Below are 19,081 nucleotides of genomic sequence, written 5' to 3'. Positions count from 1 at the left end.
AATGAACTTTTTATATCCATAAACCAATGTAGGCTTACTTCATCTGCTCAGCAAACTCATGCACAGCCGGGTAGGCTTGCTTATCAAGAATATCAGCCAATGAGCACAACGCTCTTTGCAGTTCTGCGTTGTAGTCAGCGCTCACGTTAATATGGCCCATCTTACGACCTGCACGCTTCTCTTTGCCATACCAATGAACGTGACAGCCACCTTGAGCCAGAATAGCTTCAGGTAGGGTATCTTCACCAAGAATGTTGATCATTGCGGTTGGGCGAATCAGCTTAGTGCTGCCTAGTGGCATCCCACACACAGCACGCAGGTGGTTCTCAAACTGACAAGTTTCAGCGCCCTGTTGCGTCCAGTGGCCAGAGTTATGAACACGTGGTGCAATCTCGTTAACCAGCAGTGAACCTTGAACATCAAAGAACTCAAGTGCTAGCACGCCAACGTAATCTAAGCGTTCTGCAATTGCGGTGAACATGGTTTTCGCTTGCTCTTGCAGTTCAATGTCATCAATCGCTGTCGATAAGCTCAACACGCCGTCGGTGTGAACATTCTCAGCCAATGGGTACACTTGAATCTCGCCATTGGTACCGCGAGCACCAACCAGTGATACTTCACGGTCAAACGGGACAAACTCTTCAGCCACAATGGCTTGATTGTCTGTCGCTGCAATGCATTCGGCCATTTCAGCCCAAGTCGCGTCAACATTGTCTAGTGTCTTTAAGCGCCACTGGCCTTTGCCATCGTAGCCGCCAAGTGTGCTCTTCAGTACCATTGGTAAGCCAACGTGAGCGATCGCAGCGTCAAAGTCTTTGCGAGAGTTAATCACATAGTACTTAGCGTTTTTTACGTTCGCTTCGTCTAACAGCGCTTTTTCAAGACGACGGTCACCGCCAGCTTTGATTGCTTCAGTAGTCGGTAAGAACTTACCGCTGCGCTCACATACTTCAAGTACATCGTGAGGGATGTGTTCGAACTCAGCTGTAATGACGTCCGCGCGCTCTATCGCATTTTCTAAGCCGTTGCCTAGAATCGCTTGCGTTAATGGGTGAACAATATTTTTGCTGCCAACATCAAAAGCAGAAATTTCAATATTCAGCGGTGCCCCAGCTAGGGACATCATGCGAGCAAGTTGGCCCGCGCCTAACACAAGAACATGCATGGGAATTAGTCCTCTGCAGGGTTTGGATTAGCAAGTACCGTTTCTGTTTGCTCAGAGCGGAACGCTTCTACTTTTGCCATCACGTCTTCATTGTGTGTACCAATGATTTGTGCCGCTAGGATGCCAGCGTTCGCTGCACCCGCTTCACCGATAGCTAGAGTACCTACCGCGATGCCTTTTGGCATTTGCACGATAGAAAGTAGAGAGTCCATGCCTTTCAGTGCTTTAGATTGAACTGGAACACCAAGAACAGGTACGCTTGTGAAAGCAGCCGCCATGCCTGGTAGGTGAGCAGCACCGCCAGCGCCAGCGATAATCACTTTAATACCGCGCTCTTTCGCACTGGTTGCGTAGTCTGCTAGCAACTGAGGTGTGCGGTGAGCAGAAACCACTTTTGTTTCGTACGCCACGCCAAACTGATCCAACATTTCTGCAGCTAGCTTCATTGTTGGCCAATCAGATTTAGAACCCATGATAATACCGACAGTCATCTCAAACTCCTTCAGGTACGATTTAATTAGTGATTAGATATTTTGCGCGCATTATACGGGTAAAATTGCTTAAGGAAAACGTTTGCGTCAGTCTAAGTTGTTAATTGATAAATTTTATAAACAAATAGCTTTAGTCACAGTGAGTGATAATTTGTACACTTAGTGAGTTAGATAACTGAATTAATGAGGCACCCGTGGATAACTTTCAACATACATTGCAGGCATTACAACAAGGTGAAGTCATTGCTTACCCGACCGAAGGCGTTTTTGGGGTCGGTTGTGATCCAGATAATCCACAAGCCATCCAGAAATTACTCGAGTTAAAACAGCGCCCGGTTGAAAAGGGCTTGATCTTAATAGCTGCAAGCTACGAGCAACTGTTACCTTATATAGATGAAAGCCAATTGACGGAAGAGCAGCTGACGACAGTAAAAGCCACATGGCCAGGCCCGGTAACTTGGATTATGCCAACCAGTGCTAAGGTGACAGGCTGGGTGAGTGGTCAGTTTGATTCGATCGCGGTACGCGTGACTGATCACCCTTTGGTTCAAAGAATGTGTAATGAATTCGGTAAGCCGTTAACCTCTACCAGTGCTAACTTAACGGGTGAGCCGCCTTGTATGACGACCGAAGAAGTCCAACAGCAACTGGGTCAGCATTTGGTCGCGATTCTTGAAGGTCAAACGGGTGGTCGCGAGAAGCCTAGCGAAATTAGAGATGCAAAAACGTCGAAAATATTAAGACAGGGTTAAACCCTGCAAAGGAAAGTAAAATGTCAGCAATTGATAAAGAAGCAGTAAAGCAGTTTTTACTGAGCCTACAAGATTCGATTTGCCAACAGCTTGAGCAAGCTGATGGTAACGCGTTGTTTGAAGAAGACGCATGGGAGCGCGAACCTAGCGAACGCCTCGGTGGCGGTGGTCGTACTCGTGTGATGACCAACGGTGCGGTCTTTGAGCAAGGTGGTGTGAACTTTTCTCATGTTGCAGGTAAGGCAATGCCGGCTTCAGCAACCGCTCACCGCCCTGAATTAGCCGGACGTAAGTTTGAAGCTATGGGTGTATCGTTAGTTATCCACCCTAAAAACCCTTATATCCCAACCTCACACGCCAACGTACGATTCTTTATTGCCGAAAAGGAAGGGGAAGACCCTATCTGGTGGTTCGGTGGTGGTTTTGATTTAACGCCATTCTATCCAGTAGATGAAGATTGCCAGTCTTGGCATCAAACCGCTAAAGATCTGTGCGCACCATTTGGTGATAACGTGTATCAAGAACACAAAGAGTGGTGTGATAAATACTTCTACTTGCCTCACCGTGATGAAACGCGCGGTGTTGGTGGTCTGTTCTTTGATGACTTAAATGAGTGGGGTTTCGATAAGAGCTTTGCTTACATGCAGGCGGTCGGTGAAGGTTTTGCTGCGGCGTACTTACCTATTGTCGAGCGTCGCAAAGAGACACCTTATGGCGAACGTGAGCGTGACTTCCAACTATACCGTCGTGGCCGCTATGTTGAATTTAACCTAGTGTATGACCGTGGCACCCTATTTGGTCTACAAAGTGGTGGTCGTACAGAGTCTATCTTGATGTCTATGCCGCCATTGGCTCGTTGGGAATACCGTTACGAACCACAAGCCGGGTCACCAGAAGCTCTGCTTTATAGTGACTACCTAAAACCGCGAGTTTGGTAGTTCTTCCTTCCTTATAGGGATAGTGATAGGGTCATCTATATAGATGACCCTTTTTATTATTTCTGTTAGGTAAGGATATGACACAGCAAGTAGATCGTTATGCCGTTTTCGGTAACCCTATTGGGCAAAGCAAATCGCCATTCATTCACACATTATTTGCTCGCCAAACCAATCAACAACTTATCTATACAGCATTGCAGCCAGAACATGGCCAATTCGTTATCGCGGCTAAAGCTTTTTTTAGCGAAGGTGGTAGAGGGTGTAATGTCACTGCGCCATTTAAAGAAGACGCTTATCAGTTTGCTAATCGCCTAACGGAAAGGGCTCAATTAGCTGGTGCAGTTAATACATTGAAGAAGTTAGATGACGGAGAGATCATCGGTGATAACACTGATGGTGAGGGTCTCGTTCAAGATTTGCTTCAGCATCAAGTGGTATTAGAGGGTGCTCGAGTTCTCCTGCTAGGTGCTGGTGGAGCTGCAAGAGGTGTAATTCAGCCTCTTCTTGATCAAAAACCACAACAATTGGTGGTGGCGAACCGAACCAGTTCAAAGGCCGAACTTCTAGCTGAGATGTTTTCTTCACATGGCAATATCAAAGGAATGGGACTAAATGATGTTAATGAAGGCTTTGATGTCATCATTAACTCCACGTCATCAGGTCTAAGTGGCCAGCTTCCTGAAGTTTCCGATGTCATCTTTAATACAAACAGCGCCGTCTATGACATGGTCTACGGATCTGGAACGACGGTATTTAATCAGTGGGCATTAGATAATGGTGTTCATGCTGCTTATGATGGTTTAGGTATGCTGGTGGGTCAGGCTGCAGAGAGCTTCATGCTATGGCGTGGTCTTCGTCCGGGAACCAAACAGATCTTAAGAGAATTACGAAGAAATCTAGAGATGTAACAAGGTAATTATAAAAATGAATCAATCAATCTTATTTCCTGATATCCAAGATTGGGATGAAGAGAGTCAGTCTATCGTTTTTCCAGCACAGCAGTCTGGTGCACTGATCGAATGTGTTGTGTTTATTGAAGAGTTGTCTCGATTGGCTGGTAAAGATATAGAAGAAGGCAAACAAGCGTTGGCTGTATTTTCAGAGCTTCGTTTTGATATTGAAGAATTAGCAGAAGAGCTAATAGAAGAAGAGGAGTATGACTCCTCTAATCGAATTCAGATCAAAGCGCTTTAAACTGGTAGCACAAAGTCTAGGTAGTCATTTTTATTCTGAACATAGTTGTCAGCCGACTTCTGCAAGAAAGCACGTTCTTTATCATTTAATGGGCGTGCTTGCTTAACTGGGCTTCCTACATATAGGTAACCACTCTCAAGTACCTTATTAGGTGGAACTAAACTTCCCGCACCAATCATCACTTCTTGTTCGATAACCACACCATCTAGCACAATAGCTCCCATACCGACGAGTACGCGATCCTCAATAGTGCATCCATGCAGCATGACTTTATGACCGATAGTGACATCATTACCTATTAATAGAGGATAACCCTCAGGGTTTTCTGCATTCTTGTGGGTAACATGAAGAACACTGCCGTCTTGGATATTGGTTCTATCGCCTATATGTATGTGGTTCACATCCCCTCGAGCTGCAACCAAAGGCCATACACTAGAGTCATCCCCGATTTTGATATCACCAACCAGTACTGAACTTGTATCTATATAGACACCTTGCCCGATTTGAGGTGATATACCTTTATAACTGCGTATTGAACTCATAAATCCTCCTTTATATAGGCACCTTAAGCCCTTAATTAAGAGGAATACTAGTGAAAACGGCGTGTTTTGAACAAAAAACGCTCGAACAATCAAAAAAGTAAGAAAAACTTAAAAAAGGGCTTGCCAGTGTGATCGAAATCTCTATAATGCCACCTCGCTGACACGGGATGGCTTCTTAGGAAACCAAAACGAATCAGCAGGTCAAATTAGCCAAGCTAAGCGCTTGAAAAAAGTTTTGAAAATAGTGGTTGACACTAAAACTTAAATCGCTAAAATGGCCGTCCGATTTGAGCGAAGCTCAAAAAGGAAAAGCTCTTTAACAATTTAAACCTATCAATCTGTGTGGGCACTCGTTGATGAATATCAAAACGTTTTATCGTTAGATAAAACAGATTCTTCGGAATCAAAATGATTTCAATGAACTGAGTGACCAATACGAATAATTACTTTCTTTACTGAGAGGGGTTATTTGGCACAGTCAATTCATTACCATTCTGTTGGAATGGTAATAGCTTTAGAATTACATGTTTACTTCGGTAAATATTAGTTTTGAAGTCAGTATTCGTTGAGTCACAAAATCTTAAATTGAAGAGTTTGATCATGGCTCAGATTGAACGCTGGCGGCAGGCCTAACACATGCAAGTCGAGCGGAAACGACACTAACAATCCTTCGGGTGCGTTAATGGGCGTCGAGCGGCGGACGGGTGAGTAATGCCTAGGAAATTGCCTTGATGTGGGGGATAACCATTGGAAACGATGGCTAATACCGCATAATGCCTACGGGCCAAAGAGGGGGACCTTCGGGCCTCTCGCGTCAAGATATGCCTAGGTGGGATTAGCTAGTTGGTGAGGTAATGGCTCACCAAGGCGACGATCCCTAGCTGGTCTGAGAGGATGATCAGCCACACTGGAACTGAGACACGGTCCAGACTCCTACGGGAGGCAGCAGTGGGGAATATTGCACAATGGGCGAAAGCCTGATGCAGCCATGCCGCGTGTATGAAGAAGGCCTTCGGGTTGTAAAGTACTTTCAGTTGTGAGGAAGGGGGTAGCGTTAATAGCGCTATCTCTTGACGTTAGCAACAGAAGAAGCACCGGCTAACTCCGTGCCAGCAGCCGCGGTAATACGGAGGGTGCGAGCGTTAATCGGAATTACTGGGCGTAAAGCGCATGCAGGTGGTTCATTAAGTCAGATGTGAAAGCCCGGGGCTCAACCTCGGAACTGCATTTGAAACTGGTGAACTAGAGTACTGTAGAGGGGGGTAGAATTTCAGGTGTAGCGGTGAAATGCGTAGAGATCTGAAGGAATACCAGTGGCGAAGGCGGCCCCCTGGACAGATACTGACACTCAGATGCGAAAGCGTGGGGAGCAAACAGGATTAGATACCCTGGTAGTCCACGCCGTAAACGATGTCTACTTGGAGGTTGTGGCCTTGAGCCGTGGCTTTCGGAGCTAACGCGTTAAGTAGACCGCCTGGGGAGTACGGTCGCAAGATTAAAACTCAAATGAATTGACGGGGGCCCGCACAAGCGGTGGAGCATGTGGTTTAATTCGATGCAACGCGAAGAACCTTACCTACTCTTGACATCCAGAGAAGCCAGCGGAGACGCAGGTGTGCCTTCGGGAGCTCTGAGACAGGTGCTGCATGGCTGTCGTCAGCTCGTGTTGTGAAATGTTGGGTTAAGTCCCGCAACGAGCGCAACCCTTATCCTTGTTTGCCAGCGAGTAATGTCGGGAACTCCAGGGAGACTGCCGGTGATAAACCGGAGGAAGGTGGGGACGACGTCAAGTCATCATGGCCCTTACGAGTAGGGCTACACACGTGCTACAATGGCGCATACAGAGGGCAGCAAGCCAGCGATGGTAAGCGAATCCCAAAAAGTGCGTCGTAGTCCGGATTGGAGTCTGCAACTCGACTCCATGAAGTCGGAATCGCTAGTAATCGTAGATCAGAATGCTACGGTGAATACGTTCCCGGGCCTTGTACACACCGCCCGTCACACCATGGGAGTGGGCTGCAAAAGAAGTGGGTAGTTTAACCTTTCGGGGAGGACGCTCACCACTTTGTGGTTCATGACTGGGGTGAAGTCGTAACAAGGTAGCCCTAGGGGAACCTGGGGCTGGATCACCTCCTTATACGAAGATACTCACGATAAGTGTCCACACAGATTGATTAGGTTTAGAAAGTAAAAGAGACGAAGAACTCCCAAGTTCTTCAATCCAGTGTCCCGTTCGTCTAGAGGCCTAGGACACCGCCCTTTCACGGCGGTAACAGGGGTTCGACTCCCCTACGGGATACCATTGGGTCGTTAGCTCAGTTGGTAGAGCAGTTGACTTTTAATCAATTGGTCGCAGGTTCGAATCCTGCACGACCCACCATTTCCTCCCAAGGAAATAAAAATATGGGGCTATAGCTCAGCTGGGAGAGCGCCTGCCTTGCACGCAGGAGGTCTGCGGTTCGATCCCGCATAGCTCCACCATTCCTTCCATAAGGAATTAAAACTTTTATGGGCGATTAGCTCAGTTGGGAGAGCACCTGCCTTACAAGCAGGGGGTCACTGGTTCGAGCCCGGTATCGCCCACCATCTTTAAGCATTCTCCTCGGAGAGTTTTTAAAAATGGGTTAAAAGTTTAATACTTTGAAACTCTTGCTCTTTAACAATTTGGAAAGCTGACTGATTGATTTACTTACGAGTAATTCAATCAAATTTAAAAGTTCTCAATGTTTATCTTTTAGATAAACACAACAAACACATTCAAGTGTCTTGTATTCGATTCAAATTCGTTTGAATCACATTGAGTCCGGCAAACAGTCATTGAGAATTAACCCTTCTTAATGACAACCAAAAACCTTGGTTAGTTGCCATACACTAAGACCCTTTCGGGTTGTATGGTTAAGTGACTAAGCGTACACGGTGGATGCCTTGGCAGTCAGAGGCGATGAAAGGCGTAATAACTTGCGATAAGCCCAGATTAGGTAGTAATAACCTTTGAGTCTGGGATTCCTGAATGGGGAAACCCACTTACATAAGTAAGTATCCTGTTGTGAATACATAGCAACAGGAGGCAAACCGGGGGAACTGAAACATCTAAGTACCCCGAGGAAGAGAAATCAACCGAGATTCCGAAAGTAGCGGCGAGCGAAATTGGATTAGCCCTTAAGCTTTTAATGAGACAGATGAAGGCTCTGGAAAGTGCCGCAATAGAGGGTGATAGCCCCGTAATCGACATCTCATCATCAGTGAAAACGAGTAGGGCGGGACACGTGATATCCTGTCTGAATATGGGGGGACCATCCTCCAAGGCTAAATACTACTGACTGACCGATAGTGAACCAGTACCGTGAGGGAAAGGCGAAAAGAACCCCTGTGAGGGGAGTGAAATAGAACCTGAAACCGTGTACGTACAAGCAGTAGGAGCACCTTCGTGGTGTGACTGCGTACCTTTTGTATAATGGGTCAGCGACTTAATTTTAGTAGCAAGGTTAACCGTTTAGGGGAGCCGTAGGGAAACCGAGTCTTAACTGGGCGTACAGTTGCTAGGATTAGACCCGAAACCAGGTGATCTAGCCATGGGCAGGTTGAAGGTTGAGTAACATCAACTGGAGGACCGAACCGACTAATGTTGAAAAATTAGCGGATGACTTGTGGCTAGGGGTGAAAGGCCAATCAAACCTGGAGATAGCTGGTTCTCCCCGAAAGCTATTTAGGTAGCGCCTCGGACGAATACTACTGGGGGTAGAGCACTGTTAAGGCTAGGGGGTCATCCCGACTTACCAACCCTTTGCAAACTCCGAATACCAGTAAGTACTATCCGGGAGACACACGGCGGGTGCTAACGTCCGTCGTGGAGAGGGAAACAACCCAGACCGCCAGCTAAGGTCCCAAAGTATAGCTAAGTGGGAAACGATGTGGGAAGGCTCAGACAGCCAGGATGTTGGCTTAGAAGCAGCCATCATTTAAAGAAAGCGTAATAGCTCACTGGTCGAGTCGGCCTGCGCGGAAGATGTAACGGGGCTAAGCTATACACCGAAGCTGCGGCTACGTACCTTAGGGTATGTGGGGTAGGGGAGCGTTCTGTAAGCCGTTGAAGGTGGTCTGTAAGGGCTGCTGGAGGTATCAGAAGTGCGAATGCTGACATGAGTAACGATAAAGGGAGTGAAAAACTCCCTCGCCGGAAGACCAAGGGTTCCTGTCCAACGTTAATCGGGGCAGGGTAAGTCGACTCCTAAGGCGAGGCCGAAAGGCGTAGTCGATGGGAAACGGGTTAATATTCCCGTACTTCTTACAATTGCGATGGGGGGACGGAGAAGGCTAGGTGGGCCTGGCGACGGTTGTCCAGGTTCAAGTACGTAGGCGGAAAGTTTAGGTAAATCCGGACTTTCTTAACGCTGAGATACGATGTCGAGCTACTACGGTAGTGAAGTCATTGATGCCATGCTTCCAGGAAAAGCCTCTAAGCTTCAGATTGTAAGGAATCGTACCCCAAACCGACACAGGTGGTCGGGTAGAGAATACCAAGGCGCTTGAGAGAACTCGGGTGAAGGAACTAGGCAAAATGGTACCGTAACTTCGGGAGAAGGTACGCTCTTATCAGTGAAGTCCCTTGCGGATGGAGCAGACGAGAGTCGCAGATACCAGGTGGCTGCAACTGTTTATTAAAAACACAGCACTGTGCAAAATCGTAAGATGACGTATACGGTGTGACGCCTGCCCGGTGCCGGAAGGTTAATTGATGGGGTTAGACTTCGGTCGAAGCTCTTGATCGAAGCCCCGGTAAACGGCGGCCGTAACTATAACGGTCCTAAGGTAGCGAAATTCCTTGTCGGGTAAGTTCCGACCTGCACGAATGGCGTAATGATGGCCACGCTGTCTCCACCCGAGACTCAGTGAAATTGAAATCGCTGTGAAGATGCAGTGTACCCGCGGCTAGACGGAAAGACCCCGTGAACCTTTACTACAGCTTGGCACTGAACATTGAACCTACATGTGTAGGATAGGTGGGAGACTTTGAAACCGCGTCGCTAGATGTGGTGGAGTCGTCCTTGAAATACCACCCTTGTAGTTTTGATGTTCTAACGTTGGTCCCTGAATCGGGATTACGGACAGTGCCTGGTGGGTAGTTTGACTGGGGCGGTCTCCTCCCAAAGAGTAACGGAGGAGCACGAAGGTGGGCTAAACACGGTTGGACATCGTGTGGTTAGTGCAATGGCATAAGCCCGCTTGACTGCGAGAATGACAATTCGAGCAGGTGCGAAAGCAGGTCATAGTGATCCGGTGGTTCTGAATGGAAGGGCCATCGCTCAACGGATAAAAGGTACTCCGGGGATAACAGGCTGATACCGCCCAAGAGTTCATATCGACGGCGGTGTTTGGCACCTCGATGTCGGCTCATCACATCCTGGGGCTGAAGTCGGTCCCAAGGGTATGGCTGTTCGCCATTTAAAGTGGTACGCGAGCTGGGTTTAGAACGTCGTGAGACAGTTCGGTCCCTATCTGCCGTGGGCGTTGGAAAATTGAAGGGGGCTGCTCCTAGTACGAGAGGACCGGAGTGGACGAACCTCTGGTGTTCGGGTTGTCATGCCAATGGCATTGCCCGGTAGCTAAGTTCGGAATCGATAACCGCTGAAAGCATCTAAGCGGGAAGCGAGCCCTGAGATGAGTTTTCCCTGACGCTATAAGCGTCCTTAAGGGTTGTTCAAGACTAGAACGTTGATAGGCAGGGTGTGTAAGTGCTGCGAGGCATTGAGCTAACCTGTACTAATTGCCCGTGAGGCTTAACCATACAACACCCAAGGGGTTTTGTGGACTCAAAGACAGACCTTGAATGAGTTTGAAGAGTTACTTTTAAATACAGTTTTCCGAATTTTAAAATTTGCTTGGCGACCATAGCATTGTGGACCCACCTGATTCCATGCCGAACTCAGAAGTGAAACACAATAGCGCCGATGGTAGTGTGGGGCTTCCCCATGTGAGAGTAGGACATCGCCAGGCTTTAAATTATGAACGACTTGTCAGCGACGACAAGTAGTCCACTGCGGAGTGGTAGTTCAGTTGGTTAGAATACCGGCCTGTCACGCCGGGGGTCGCGGGTTCGAGTCCCGTCCACTCCGCCACTTATTCGATAACCTCGCCTAGTGCGAGGTTTTTTCGAATCTGAAGTAAGATAAAGTTTTAGGGGTGTAGCTCCAATTGGCAGAGCAGCGGATTCCAAATCCGCGTGTTGGGAGTTCGAATCTCTCCACCCCTGCCATATTTAAGGCTCTAGCAGAAATGCTAGAGCCTTTTTGCATTTTGAATCTAATACATTTTCATAGCAGCGGATTCCCCGACTTACCAAAATAGCGCGTGTTGGGAGTTCGAATCTCTCCACCCCTGCCATATTTAAGGCTCTAGCAGAAATGCTAGAGCCTTTTTGCTTTTTGAATCTAATACATTTTCAGATCAGCGGATTCCCCGACTTACCAAAACAGCGCGTGTTGGGAGTCTAAACTTCCATATCTGCCATATTTAAGGTTCTAGCAGAAATGTTAGAGCCTTTTTGCATTTTGAATCTAAAATATTGTCAGAGCAGCGGATTCCCCGACTTACCAAAATAGCGCGTGTCAGGAGTCTAAACTTCCACTCCTACCATATATAAAGCCTCGGCAGAAATACTGGTTTTTTACGTCTGTTGGTTCTACTTTTTAGTCGATAATCCCTATCTTCAACAGAACCTAGCCTTAACAGTGTAAGTACTTACTTATCCCCGCGTCTTTTATAAACAATCGACAGCACAAACTGCACTTCTTTATGAGAATTATTCTCAATATTTTGTTACATTTTGGTCGTCATTACTAAAAGGCAACAAATATGGATATTTCCCGTCGTAAGTTTATTCAATCATCTCTCGCTATATCTGCACTAACCGTCCTACCTGCTTGCTCAATGAAGCGGTCTGTTGATGAGCAAGGAAAGTTCGTTTATGACTTAACTGCTGAGCCTTCAACCGCTGAGTTGGTGAAGGGATTTAGTACTAATGTTTTAGTCTTTAATGGACAGATTCCAGCGCCGATTATTCGCTGTCGACAAGGCGAAAAGGTAACGATTCGATTTACAAACAAGCTATCAGAACCGACCACAATTCATTGGCATGGCCTGAGAATTCCGATCGAAATGGACGGGGTACCTTTCTTAAGTCAGCCTCCTATTATGCCCGGTGAAACGTTTGTCTATGAGTTTACGCCACCAGATGCGGGCACATTCTGGTATCACCCGCACATGAACAGTGTTAAGCAACTTGGTATGGGCTTGGTCGGGCTTATTATTGTCGAAGAGAGTGCGCCAGTTCAGTTCGATGAAGAGCATGCTCTGATGCTGAAACATTGGCATATCGACAAACAAGGTCAGTGGAAAGACTTGATGATCCCTCGCCTCAGCGCTCGTATGGGTACGCCAGGAGAGTGGAGTAGCGTCAATGGAGTACATGAACCTATCTATCAATTGAAGCAGCACGCAACGACTAGGCTGCGTATTGCGAATGTTGATAACACGATTACCTATCCGATAGCTATTGAAGGTGCTGAAGCATGGGTCATTGCCATTGATGGTAACCCTGTAAAGACACCTTATAAGCTGACTCAACACAAAATTGGCCCAGGTATGCGTGTCGATCTCGGGTTGATTGCTCCCAAGGCGGGGGAGCGAGTGAATGTTTTGCAAATGAAGGGACGCTTTCCTTTTTCCTTATGTGAGTTTAAGGTTGTAGATTCCACGCTAATAGAAGGCCAAACACTTCCTTCATTGCCTCTCAATCCTGTGCCTAACTTAGATCTCGTTAACGCAGAAGAAATTGATTTTGTGTTTGAGTGGGAAGGAGCGGTATCACCGGTATCTAAAGATGGGAAGTCGATGCCTAAGTTTTGGCTTACGAATAAACGCGCGTGGGAGGGAATGAGCAAAGACAATATTCCAGATCCGTTGGCGACTTTGGAGTTAGGCAAAACTTATATATTCGATCTAAAGAATGTCACTCAATACCATCATCCAATTCATATTCATGGTCATACATTCACAGTACTGGAACTTGATGGTAAAAAAATAGAAGAACCTTTCCATACCGACACTGTGTTACTTGGGAAAAATGGTCGAGCGAAAGCTGCGTTTGTTGCAGACAACCCAGGGCGTTGGATGTACCACTGTCATGTAATTGAGCACATGAAAACGGGGTTGATGGGATATATTGAAGTTAAGTGACACCTGTAACGTTTAATATTTGCGCATGCATTCTTAGTTTCTACCCTCGCTTTTATCGGTGGTAAAGCTAGAATATAGGGACTGTTATTTGGGAGGATTCATGGGTCAGCTATCTATTTTAGGTTTTATTGCCATTGGTGGTGCATTTGGTGCTTGTTCGCGCTATTTGATTTCAGAGTTATGTGTCGTGATGTTAGGGCGTGGTTTTCCTTACGGTACGCTAACTGTTAACGTGATCGGCTCCTTCATTATGGGTTTGCTCATCGCCGCATTTGAAAATGAGATGGTTGCGACTGAACCATGGAGACAGATCATCGGCCTTGGTTTCCTTGGAGCCCTGACGACGTTTTCTACATTTTCGATGGATAACGTACTTCTTATGCAGCAGGGCGCTTTCTTTAAGATGGGGCTCAATGTGCTGCTCAACGTGGTTCTCAGTATCTCGGCAGCATGGATCGGCTTCCAACTTTTGATAAAGTCTTAAAACTTTCTTACGATTTGTTAACAACTCGGCTTGGTTTATCCAAGCCGTTTTTATATACTCGATCGAACTTGTCGGAGTGCCATATGGCTGAGACCGTTAACTCGGGATCCGTTGAACCTGATCAGGCTAATACCTGCGAAGGGAACAAGAGTAGATATCTAACTAGAATCCTTCTAGAGATCTATCTCCAGATCACAACTGTATTTCTTACCGTGATCCCTCTTGTCGCATCTAATCCGTCAAGCATTTTTATCCCTATAAATAATGGCTAAAAGCCAAGGAAAAATGCTATGTCGAGTCGTAAACAAGCAAGACTGGAAGCGAAGAATTTCATCGATTCTTTATCCGTACAACCTTATCCAAATTCAAAAAAAGCTTACATCCAAGGTTCTCGAGAGGATATTCAAGTTCCTGTACGAGAAATTTCACTCGCAGATAGCCTTGTTGGTGGTACCAAAAAAGAGCCTGTATTCGAACCTAATGAGCCTATTCATGTCTACGACACCTCCGGTGTTTATACCGATCCTACGCATGAAATAGACCTTTATAGCGGCCTTCCTAAGTTGCGAGAGCAATGGATTGAAGAGCGTGGTGATACGGAATTGCTTGATGATGTAAGCTCTGTTTACACCAAAGAACGTTTAGAAGATGAAACCCTAGACGACCTTCGTTACGGAAACCTGCCTCGAATTCGTCGCGCTACTGGCGACCAATGTGTTACTCAGCTGCACTATGCTCGTCAGGGTATTATCACACCTGAAATGGAGTACATTGCCATACGTGAGAACATGGGACGTCAGAAGTTCGCTGATGAGCAGCTTAACCATCAACACCCTGGCCATAACTTTGGTGCAAACCTGCCGAAAGAAATCACTCCTGAGTTCGTGCGTAAAGAGGTTGCTGAAGGTCGAGCTATTATCCCTTCAAACATCAACCACCCAGAATCAGAACCTATGATTATTGGCCGAAACTTCTTAGTGAAAGTGAACGCCAATATCGGTAACTCTTCTGTAAGCTCTTCGATTGAAGAAGAAGTTGAGAAGCTAGTATGGTCGACTCGCTGGGGCGGCGATACCGTAATGGACCTTTCTACTGGCCGTAATATCCACGAGACTCGCGAATGGATTCTGCGCAACAGCCCAGTGCCAATTGGTACAGTTCCTATGTATCAGGCGCTTGAAAAAGTTAATGGCGTAGCCGAAGACCTTAACTGGGAAGTGATGCGCGATACCTTGATTGAACAAGCGGAGCAGGGTGTTGATTACTTCACTATCCATGCAGGTTTACTGCTTCGTTACGTTCCTATGACGGCTAAACGCGTGACTGGTATTGTCTCTCGTGGTGGCTCTATTATCGCGAAATGGTGTCTTGCTCATCACCAAGAAAGCTTTCTATACACACACTTCCGCGAGATCTGTGAGATCTGTGCGAAGTACGATGTAGCTTTGTCACTAGGTGACGGCCTACGTCCTGGCTCTATTGCTGATGCCAACGATGAGGCTCAATTTTCTGAGTTACGTACTCTAGGTGAGCTGACTAAAGTGGCTTGGGAATACGATGTTCAGGTGATCATTGAAGGTCCTGGACATGTACCTATGCATCTTATTAAAGAGAACATGGACGAGCAGTTAGAGCACTGCCATGAAGCACCTTTCTATACATTAGGCCCACTGACTACAGATATCGCACCTGGTTATGACCACATTACCTCTGGTATTGGCGCGGCAATGATTGGTTGGTACGGCTGTGCGATGCTTTGTTATGTAACACCTAAAGAGCATCTGGGCTTACCAAATAAAGAAGATGTGAAGACTGGCTTGATTACTTACAAGCTGGCAGCACATGCAGCAGACTTGGCAAAAGGGCATCCGGGCGCACAAATCCGAGATAATGCATTATCTAAAGCTCGTTTTGAATTCCGTTGGGAAGACCAATTTAATCTAGCTTTAGATCCAGAAACAGCGCGTTCTTTCCACGATGAAACTCTGCCACAAGAGTCGGGCAAGGTTGCTCACTTCTGCTCTATGTGTGGGCCTAAGTTCTGCTCGATGAAGATTTCTCAAGAAGTTCGAGAGTATGCGAAAGACACAGAGCAAGTAGCCGCTGATCAGGCTATCGAGATTAAGATGCTAGATAACCCGTTGGAGGGAATGCGTCAAAAATCACAGGAGTTCCGTGATACTGGCTCTGAACTTTATCACCCTGCTGTAGGCGTAAAAGAAGCTCAATTAGAGGAATAATGACAGTGAAGATTCTCATCCCATCTCAATACATCGAGTTAACGGGGGAGGTTCAAAACTGTCTATTGGTTGCTAAACGACAAGGTTTAGCAACTGATGCAGTTGAGTTGGGTGTAAGCCCAACTCGATACTTCTCTATCGTTGATGCTCAACAGGCACTATCTATTGGCTTTGCTCATGATATTGATTCATTGGCGGAGTGTCAGTTAGCGCAACTGAACCATGTTGTTGATTACAGTAATTCAGTTGCTTTAACCGATGTTTGTGCCGCTTTGACTCAAGCTTCGAACACCGTCTATATCGGAGTCCCCGATGATTCAGCTGTGTTAGATATCTGGTCACACCTAGATGCTAATCGTGTTATCAAGAGTGAAACTACAGCTCATAAAGACTTAGATAGTCGTGGTCACTTTGCTTGGTTACTTACTTTATTGGCGTTGGAATTTCCATTGGAAGACGCGTTGGTTTTAGCTCGCGCTGCATCGAATGTTTCACGTGGAACATGGCCAGCACACTATCAAAATTTTCCTATCCCTGTTCTAGAAGATGAACGACTGGATATCAGTGTTGGTTGGGCCAACCAAGGGACATCACTTTCCTTCCCCGAGTTAAGCAAAAATAGCCTTGGCTTATACCCGGTTGTTGATGATGTTGAGTGGATAGAAAGGTTGCTTAAACTTGGAATCAACACCGTCCAACTGCGTATTAAGAACCCTCAACAAGCCGACTTAGAGCAACAAGTCGCACGGTCGATCGAACTTGGTCGAGAATATAACGCTCAGGTTTTTATTAACGATTACTGGCAGCTTGCACTTAAGCATGGTGCTTTTGGTGTGCATCTGGGGCAAGAGGATATCGAAGAATCAAACCTTTCCCAACTGAGCCAAGCGGGTATTAAGATCGGTCTATCGACTCATGGTTATTATGAGTTGCTACGCATCGTCCAAATCAATCCAAGCTACATTGCACTAGGCCATATATTTCCGACCACAACGAAACAGATGCCATCCAAGCCTCAAGGCTTGGTGCGTTTATCTCTGTACCAACAGCTAATTGATACCATCCCATATACAGAAGAACTTACTGGTTATCCGACGGTGGCTATTGGTGGTATTGACCAATCGACAGCTGCGCAGGTTTGGGATTGTGGTGTATCGAGCTTAGCGGTTGTACGTGCGATTACATTAGCGGAAGACCCACAAAAAGTGATCGAATTCTTCGACAAGCTAATGGCTCCTAGCTCTTCAACGCTTAGTAAAGAGGTTATGCGGGAGCCTAGCTATGTTGAGTGACTTTGAGTTCATCCGTTACCAACGACAAATTGCATTACCTGAGGTGGGTGAGCAAGGGCAACGAAACCTGTTAAACAGCCATGTGTTGGTGATTGGTTGTGGTGGTTTAGGTAATGCGGCTTCTCTCTATCTCGCAGCTTCTGGTGTGGGAAGAATCGTGTTGGTCGATGACGATTGTGTTGATTCGTCGAACCTACATAGACAAGTAGCGTTCAAGGAAAACCAATTAGGTTCACCTAAGGTTGAAGCACTCAAACAACAACTGAATGAACTAAATGACCGCAGCCAAGTAAGAACCATCAATCAACGAATGAGTGAAAGCCAAATTGAATTAGAAGTCATGTTGGCTGATCTCGTGTTGGATTGTACTGACAACTTCGCGTCACGGCAGCAGGTTAACCGAGCTTGTTTTAAAGCGAATACGCCTTTGATATCGGGTTCCGCAATCGGCTGGAAAGGTCAATTTATTGTCTTTGATTATCAGAACCAGAAAGGGTGTTACCACTGCCTTTTCCCGTTTGAGCACCATCCACAAACAACGCGTTGTAGTGATAGCGGCATCATTGGTCCAGTGGTTGGCACTATAGGTAACCTCCAAGCTCTTGCTGCTATTCAGCGTATTAGTAGTGGCGAGTTTAAAGTCGCAACACATCAACTAAAGCTGTTCGATGGCCAGACCATGAACTGGCAAAACCTAATGGTCACGCAAGATAGCGAATGTCCGGTTTGCAACACAACTGCGATCCAACACCTAGAAGAAGAAGCACAATGAGCCACATAACTATTTCTATAAACGAGCAACCAGAGCAGGTCGCGCAATCGTCGTCTCTTTCAGACATCATCCAAGCACTATCGCTACCTGATTTAGGGTGTGTATTTGCTATCAATAATGCGGTTGTACCACGCAGTCAATGGCAAAAAACCATCGTCAACGAAGGCGATTCCATCTCTCTTTTCCAAGCTATTGCAGGGGGCTAACCATGTTAACCATCGCAGATAAAACATTTCAATCACGTCTGTTCACGGGAACTGGCAAGTTCGCAAACAAGCATTTGATGGCGAGTGCTATCGAAGCGTCAGGTTCTCAACTGGCAACCATGGCACTGAAGAGAGTTGATATTCGTTCTGAGCAAGATGATATTTTGCAGCCAATTATTGATGCTGGCGTTAATCTACTTCCGAATACCTCTGGTGCGAAGAACGCGAAGGATGCGATTTTTGCCGCACACTTGGCTCGCGAAGCACTCGGTACTAACTGGCTAAAGCTTGAGATTCATCCGGATCCAAAGTACTTGATGCCAGACCCAATCGAGACACTTAACGCTGCTGAGCAACTAGTGAAAGATGGCTTTGTTGTGTTGCCTTATTGCCACGCCGACCCTGTCTTGTGTAAGCGCTTAGAAGAGGTAGGTTGTGCTGCTGTGATGCCACTAGGTGCGCCGATTGGTTCGAATAAGGGAATCGCGTCAGCCGACTTCTTAGAGATTATTATCGACCAAGCCAACGTTCCTGTGATTGTTGATGCTGGCATTGGTGCTCCATCACATGCTGCACGTGCAATGGAAATGGGTGCAGATGCTGTGTTAGTGAATACTGCGATTGCTGCTTCTCAACAGCCTGTTGAAATGGCGATTGCCTTTAAGTTGGCAGTTGAAGCGGGTCGTATGGCTTACCTTGCTGGGTTAGCAGGTCAAGTGTCTCATGCGGTTGCATCCAGCCCGTTAACCTCATTCCTAGACGAGTAGTAT

At 46.5% G+C, this 19,081-nt stretch carries 14 protein-coding genes, 6 tRNA genes, 3 rRNA genes and 1 riboswitch; of the genes, 20 read left to right on the top strand and 3 right to left on the bottom strand.

The window, feature by feature from the left end; genetic code table 11:
• Positions 1 to 34 precede the first annotated feature (34 nt).
• Entirely contained in the window at positions 35 to 1,165 is a 1,131-nt protein-coding gene (locus OCV12_RS15965; RefSeq protein WP_261885038.1) for a 5-(carboxyamino)imidazole ribonucleotide synthase, read from the bottom strand.
• A gap of 5 nt (positions 1,166 to 1,170) precedes the next feature.
• Positions 1,171 to 1,656, bottom strand: coding sequence for a 5-(carboxyamino)imidazole ribonucleotide mutase (purE, locus tag OCV12_RS15960; protein WP_017073863.1), 486 nt, complete (start codon positions 1,654 to 1,656; stop codon positions 1,171 to 1,173).
• Positions 1,657 to 1,850: 194 nt separating this feature from the next.
• Between purE and OCV12_RS15955 the strand changes: the two genes are divergently transcribed.
• From OCV12_RS15955 to OCV12_RS15940, 4 genes are all read left to right on the top strand, one after another.
• A complete protein-coding gene (locus OCV12_RS15955) occupies positions 1,851 to 2,408 on the top strand; it encodes an L-threonylcarbamoyladenylate synthase (protein WP_261885037.1) in 558 nt (185 codons plus the stop codon).
• Between the two features lie 20 nt (positions 2,409 to 2,428).
• Complete coding sequence (hemF, locus tag OCV12_RS15950) at positions 2,429 to 3,346, top strand: oxygen-dependent coproporphyrinogen oxidase (RefSeq protein WP_261885036.1); 918 nt, start codon at positions 2,429 to 2,431, stop codon at positions 3,344 to 3,346.
• A gap of 77 nt (positions 3,347 to 3,423) precedes the next feature.
• On the top strand, positions 3,424 to 4,254 hold the full coding sequence (gene aroE, locus OCV12_RS15945) for a shikimate dehydrogenase (protein WP_261885035.1): 831 nt from the start codon (positions 3,424 to 3,426) through the stop codon (positions 4,252 to 4,254).
• Positions 4,255 to 4,270: 16 nt separating this feature from the next.
• Positions 4,271 to 4,540, top strand: coding sequence for a DUF1488 family protein (locus tag OCV12_RS15940; RefSeq protein WP_261885034.1), 270 nt, complete (start codon positions 4,271 to 4,273; stop codon positions 4,538 to 4,540).
• On the opposite strand, the gene OCV12_RS15935 is transcribed toward OCV12_RS15940, so the two are convergent.
• On the bottom strand, positions 4,537 to 5,082 hold the full coding sequence (locus OCV12_RS15935; RefSeq protein WP_261885033.1) for a gamma carbonic anhydrase family protein: 546 nt from the start codon (positions 5,080 to 5,082) through the stop codon (positions 4,537 to 4,539). The two genes, OCV12_RS15940 and OCV12_RS15935, sit on opposite strands and share 4 nt — an antisense overlap.
• Before the next feature lie 582 nt (positions 5,083 to 5,664).
• Here OCV12_RS15935 and OCV12_RS15930 point away from each other — a divergent pair.
• The 16 genes from OCV12_RS15930 to OCV12_RS15855 all read left to right on the top strand — a co-directional run bounded on the left by OCV12_RS15930 (position 5,665) and on the right by OCV12_RS15855 (position 19,078).
• Positions 5,665 to 7,219 (top strand): 16S ribosomal RNA (locus tag OCV12_RS15930).
• Between the two features lie 89 nt (positions 7,220 to 7,308).
• A tRNA-Glu gene (locus OCV12_RS15925) sits at positions 7,309 to 7,384 on the top strand.
• Positions 7,385 to 7,386: 2 nt separating this feature from the next.
• A tRNA-Lys gene (locus OCV12_RS15920) sits at positions 7,387 to 7,462 on the top strand.
• Positions 7,463 to 7,487: 25 nt separating this feature from the next.
• Positions 7,488 to 7,563, top strand: a tRNA-Ala gene (locus tag OCV12_RS15915).
• A gap of 29 nt (positions 7,564 to 7,592) precedes the next feature.
• A tRNA-Val gene (locus tag OCV12_RS15910) sits at positions 7,593 to 7,668 on the top strand.
• Between the two features lie 307 nt (positions 7,669 to 7,975).
• A 23S ribosomal RNA gene (locus OCV12_RS15905) occupies positions 7,976 to 10,867 on the top strand.
• 93 nt (positions 10,868 to 10,960) lie between these two features.
• Positions 10,961 to 11,076, top strand: a 5S ribosomal RNA gene (gene rrf / locus OCV12_RS15900).
• Together the 16S, 23S and 5S rRNA genes with 6 tRNA genes alongside form the textbook arrangement of a ribosomal RNA operon.
• Before the next feature lie 45 nt (positions 11,077 to 11,121).
• A tRNA-Asp gene (locus tag OCV12_RS15895) sits at positions 11,122 to 11,198 on the top strand.
• 60 nt (positions 11,199 to 11,258) lie between these two features.
• Positions 11,259 to 11,335: transfer RNA gene (locus OCV12_RS15890), tRNA-Trp, on the top strand.
• Positions 11,336 to 11,934: 599 nt separating this feature from the next.
• Complete coding sequence (locus tag OCV12_RS15885; RefSeq protein WP_261885032.1) at positions 11,935 to 13,317, top strand: multicopper oxidase family protein; 1,383 nt, start codon at positions 11,935 to 11,937, stop codon at positions 13,315 to 13,317.
• A 100-nt stretch (positions 13,318 to 13,417) separates the two neighbouring features.
• Positions 13,418 to 13,801 (top strand): fluoride efflux transporter CrcB, encoded by a 384-nt coding sequence (gene crcB, locus OCV12_RS15880; protein WP_029405270.1) that lies wholly within the window; start codon positions 13,418 to 13,420, stop codon positions 13,799 to 13,801.
• 62 nt (positions 13,802 to 13,863) lie between these two features.
• Positions 13,864 to 13,962, top strand: a riboswitch (TPP riboswitch).
• A gap of 129 nt (positions 13,963 to 14,091) precedes the next feature.
• The gene (gene thiC, locus OCV12_RS15875; RefSeq protein WP_261885031.1) at positions 14,092 to 16,041 is read left to right on the top strand and encodes a phosphomethylpyrimidine synthase ThiC; all 1,950 of its coding nucleotides are present in this window, start codon (positions 14,092 to 14,094) and stop codon (positions 16,039 to 16,041) included.
• Positions 16,041 to 17,333 carry a thiamine phosphate synthase gene (locus OCV12_RS15870; protein WP_261885030.1) on the top strand — a complete coding sequence of 431 codons (1,293 nt, stop codon included), beginning with the start codon at positions 16,041 to 16,043 and terminating at the stop codon, positions 17,331 to 17,333. The genes thiC and OCV12_RS15870 overlap by 1 nt, the downstream gene beginning before the upstream one ends.
• Positions 17,323 to 18,105, top strand: a complete 783-nt coding sequence (locus OCV12_RS15865) for a HesA/MoeB/ThiF family protein (protein WP_261885029.1) — start codon at positions 17,323 to 17,325, stop codon at positions 18,103 to 18,105. Before OCV12_RS15870 ends, OCV12_RS15865 begins: the two co-directional genes overlap by 11 nt.
• Entirely contained in the window at positions 18,102 to 18,311 is a 210-nt protein-coding gene (thiS, locus tag OCV12_RS15860; RefSeq protein WP_016795174.1) for a sulfur carrier protein ThiS, read from the top strand. The genes OCV12_RS15865 and thiS overlap by 4 nt, the downstream gene beginning before the upstream one ends.
• Positions 18,312 to 18,313: 2 nt before the next feature.
• Positions 18,314 to 19,078: a thiazole synthase gene (locus OCV12_RS15855; RefSeq protein ID WP_048662847.1), complete on the top strand. Its 765-nt coding sequence runs from the start codon at positions 18,314 to 18,316 to the stop codon at positions 19,076 to 19,078.
• Positions 19,079 to 19,081 lie beyond the last annotated feature (3 nt).

Origin of the sequence: Vibrio pomeroyi, assembly GCF_024347595.1 — a bacterium.
In the GTDB taxonomy this organism is placed as follows: Bacteria; Pseudomonadota; Gammaproteobacteria; order Enterobacterales; family Vibrionaceae; genus Vibrio; species Vibrio pomeroyi.
The sequence above is the reverse complement of the archived record's forward strand: the minus strand, read 5'-3'. Positions and strand labels throughout refer to the sequence as shown.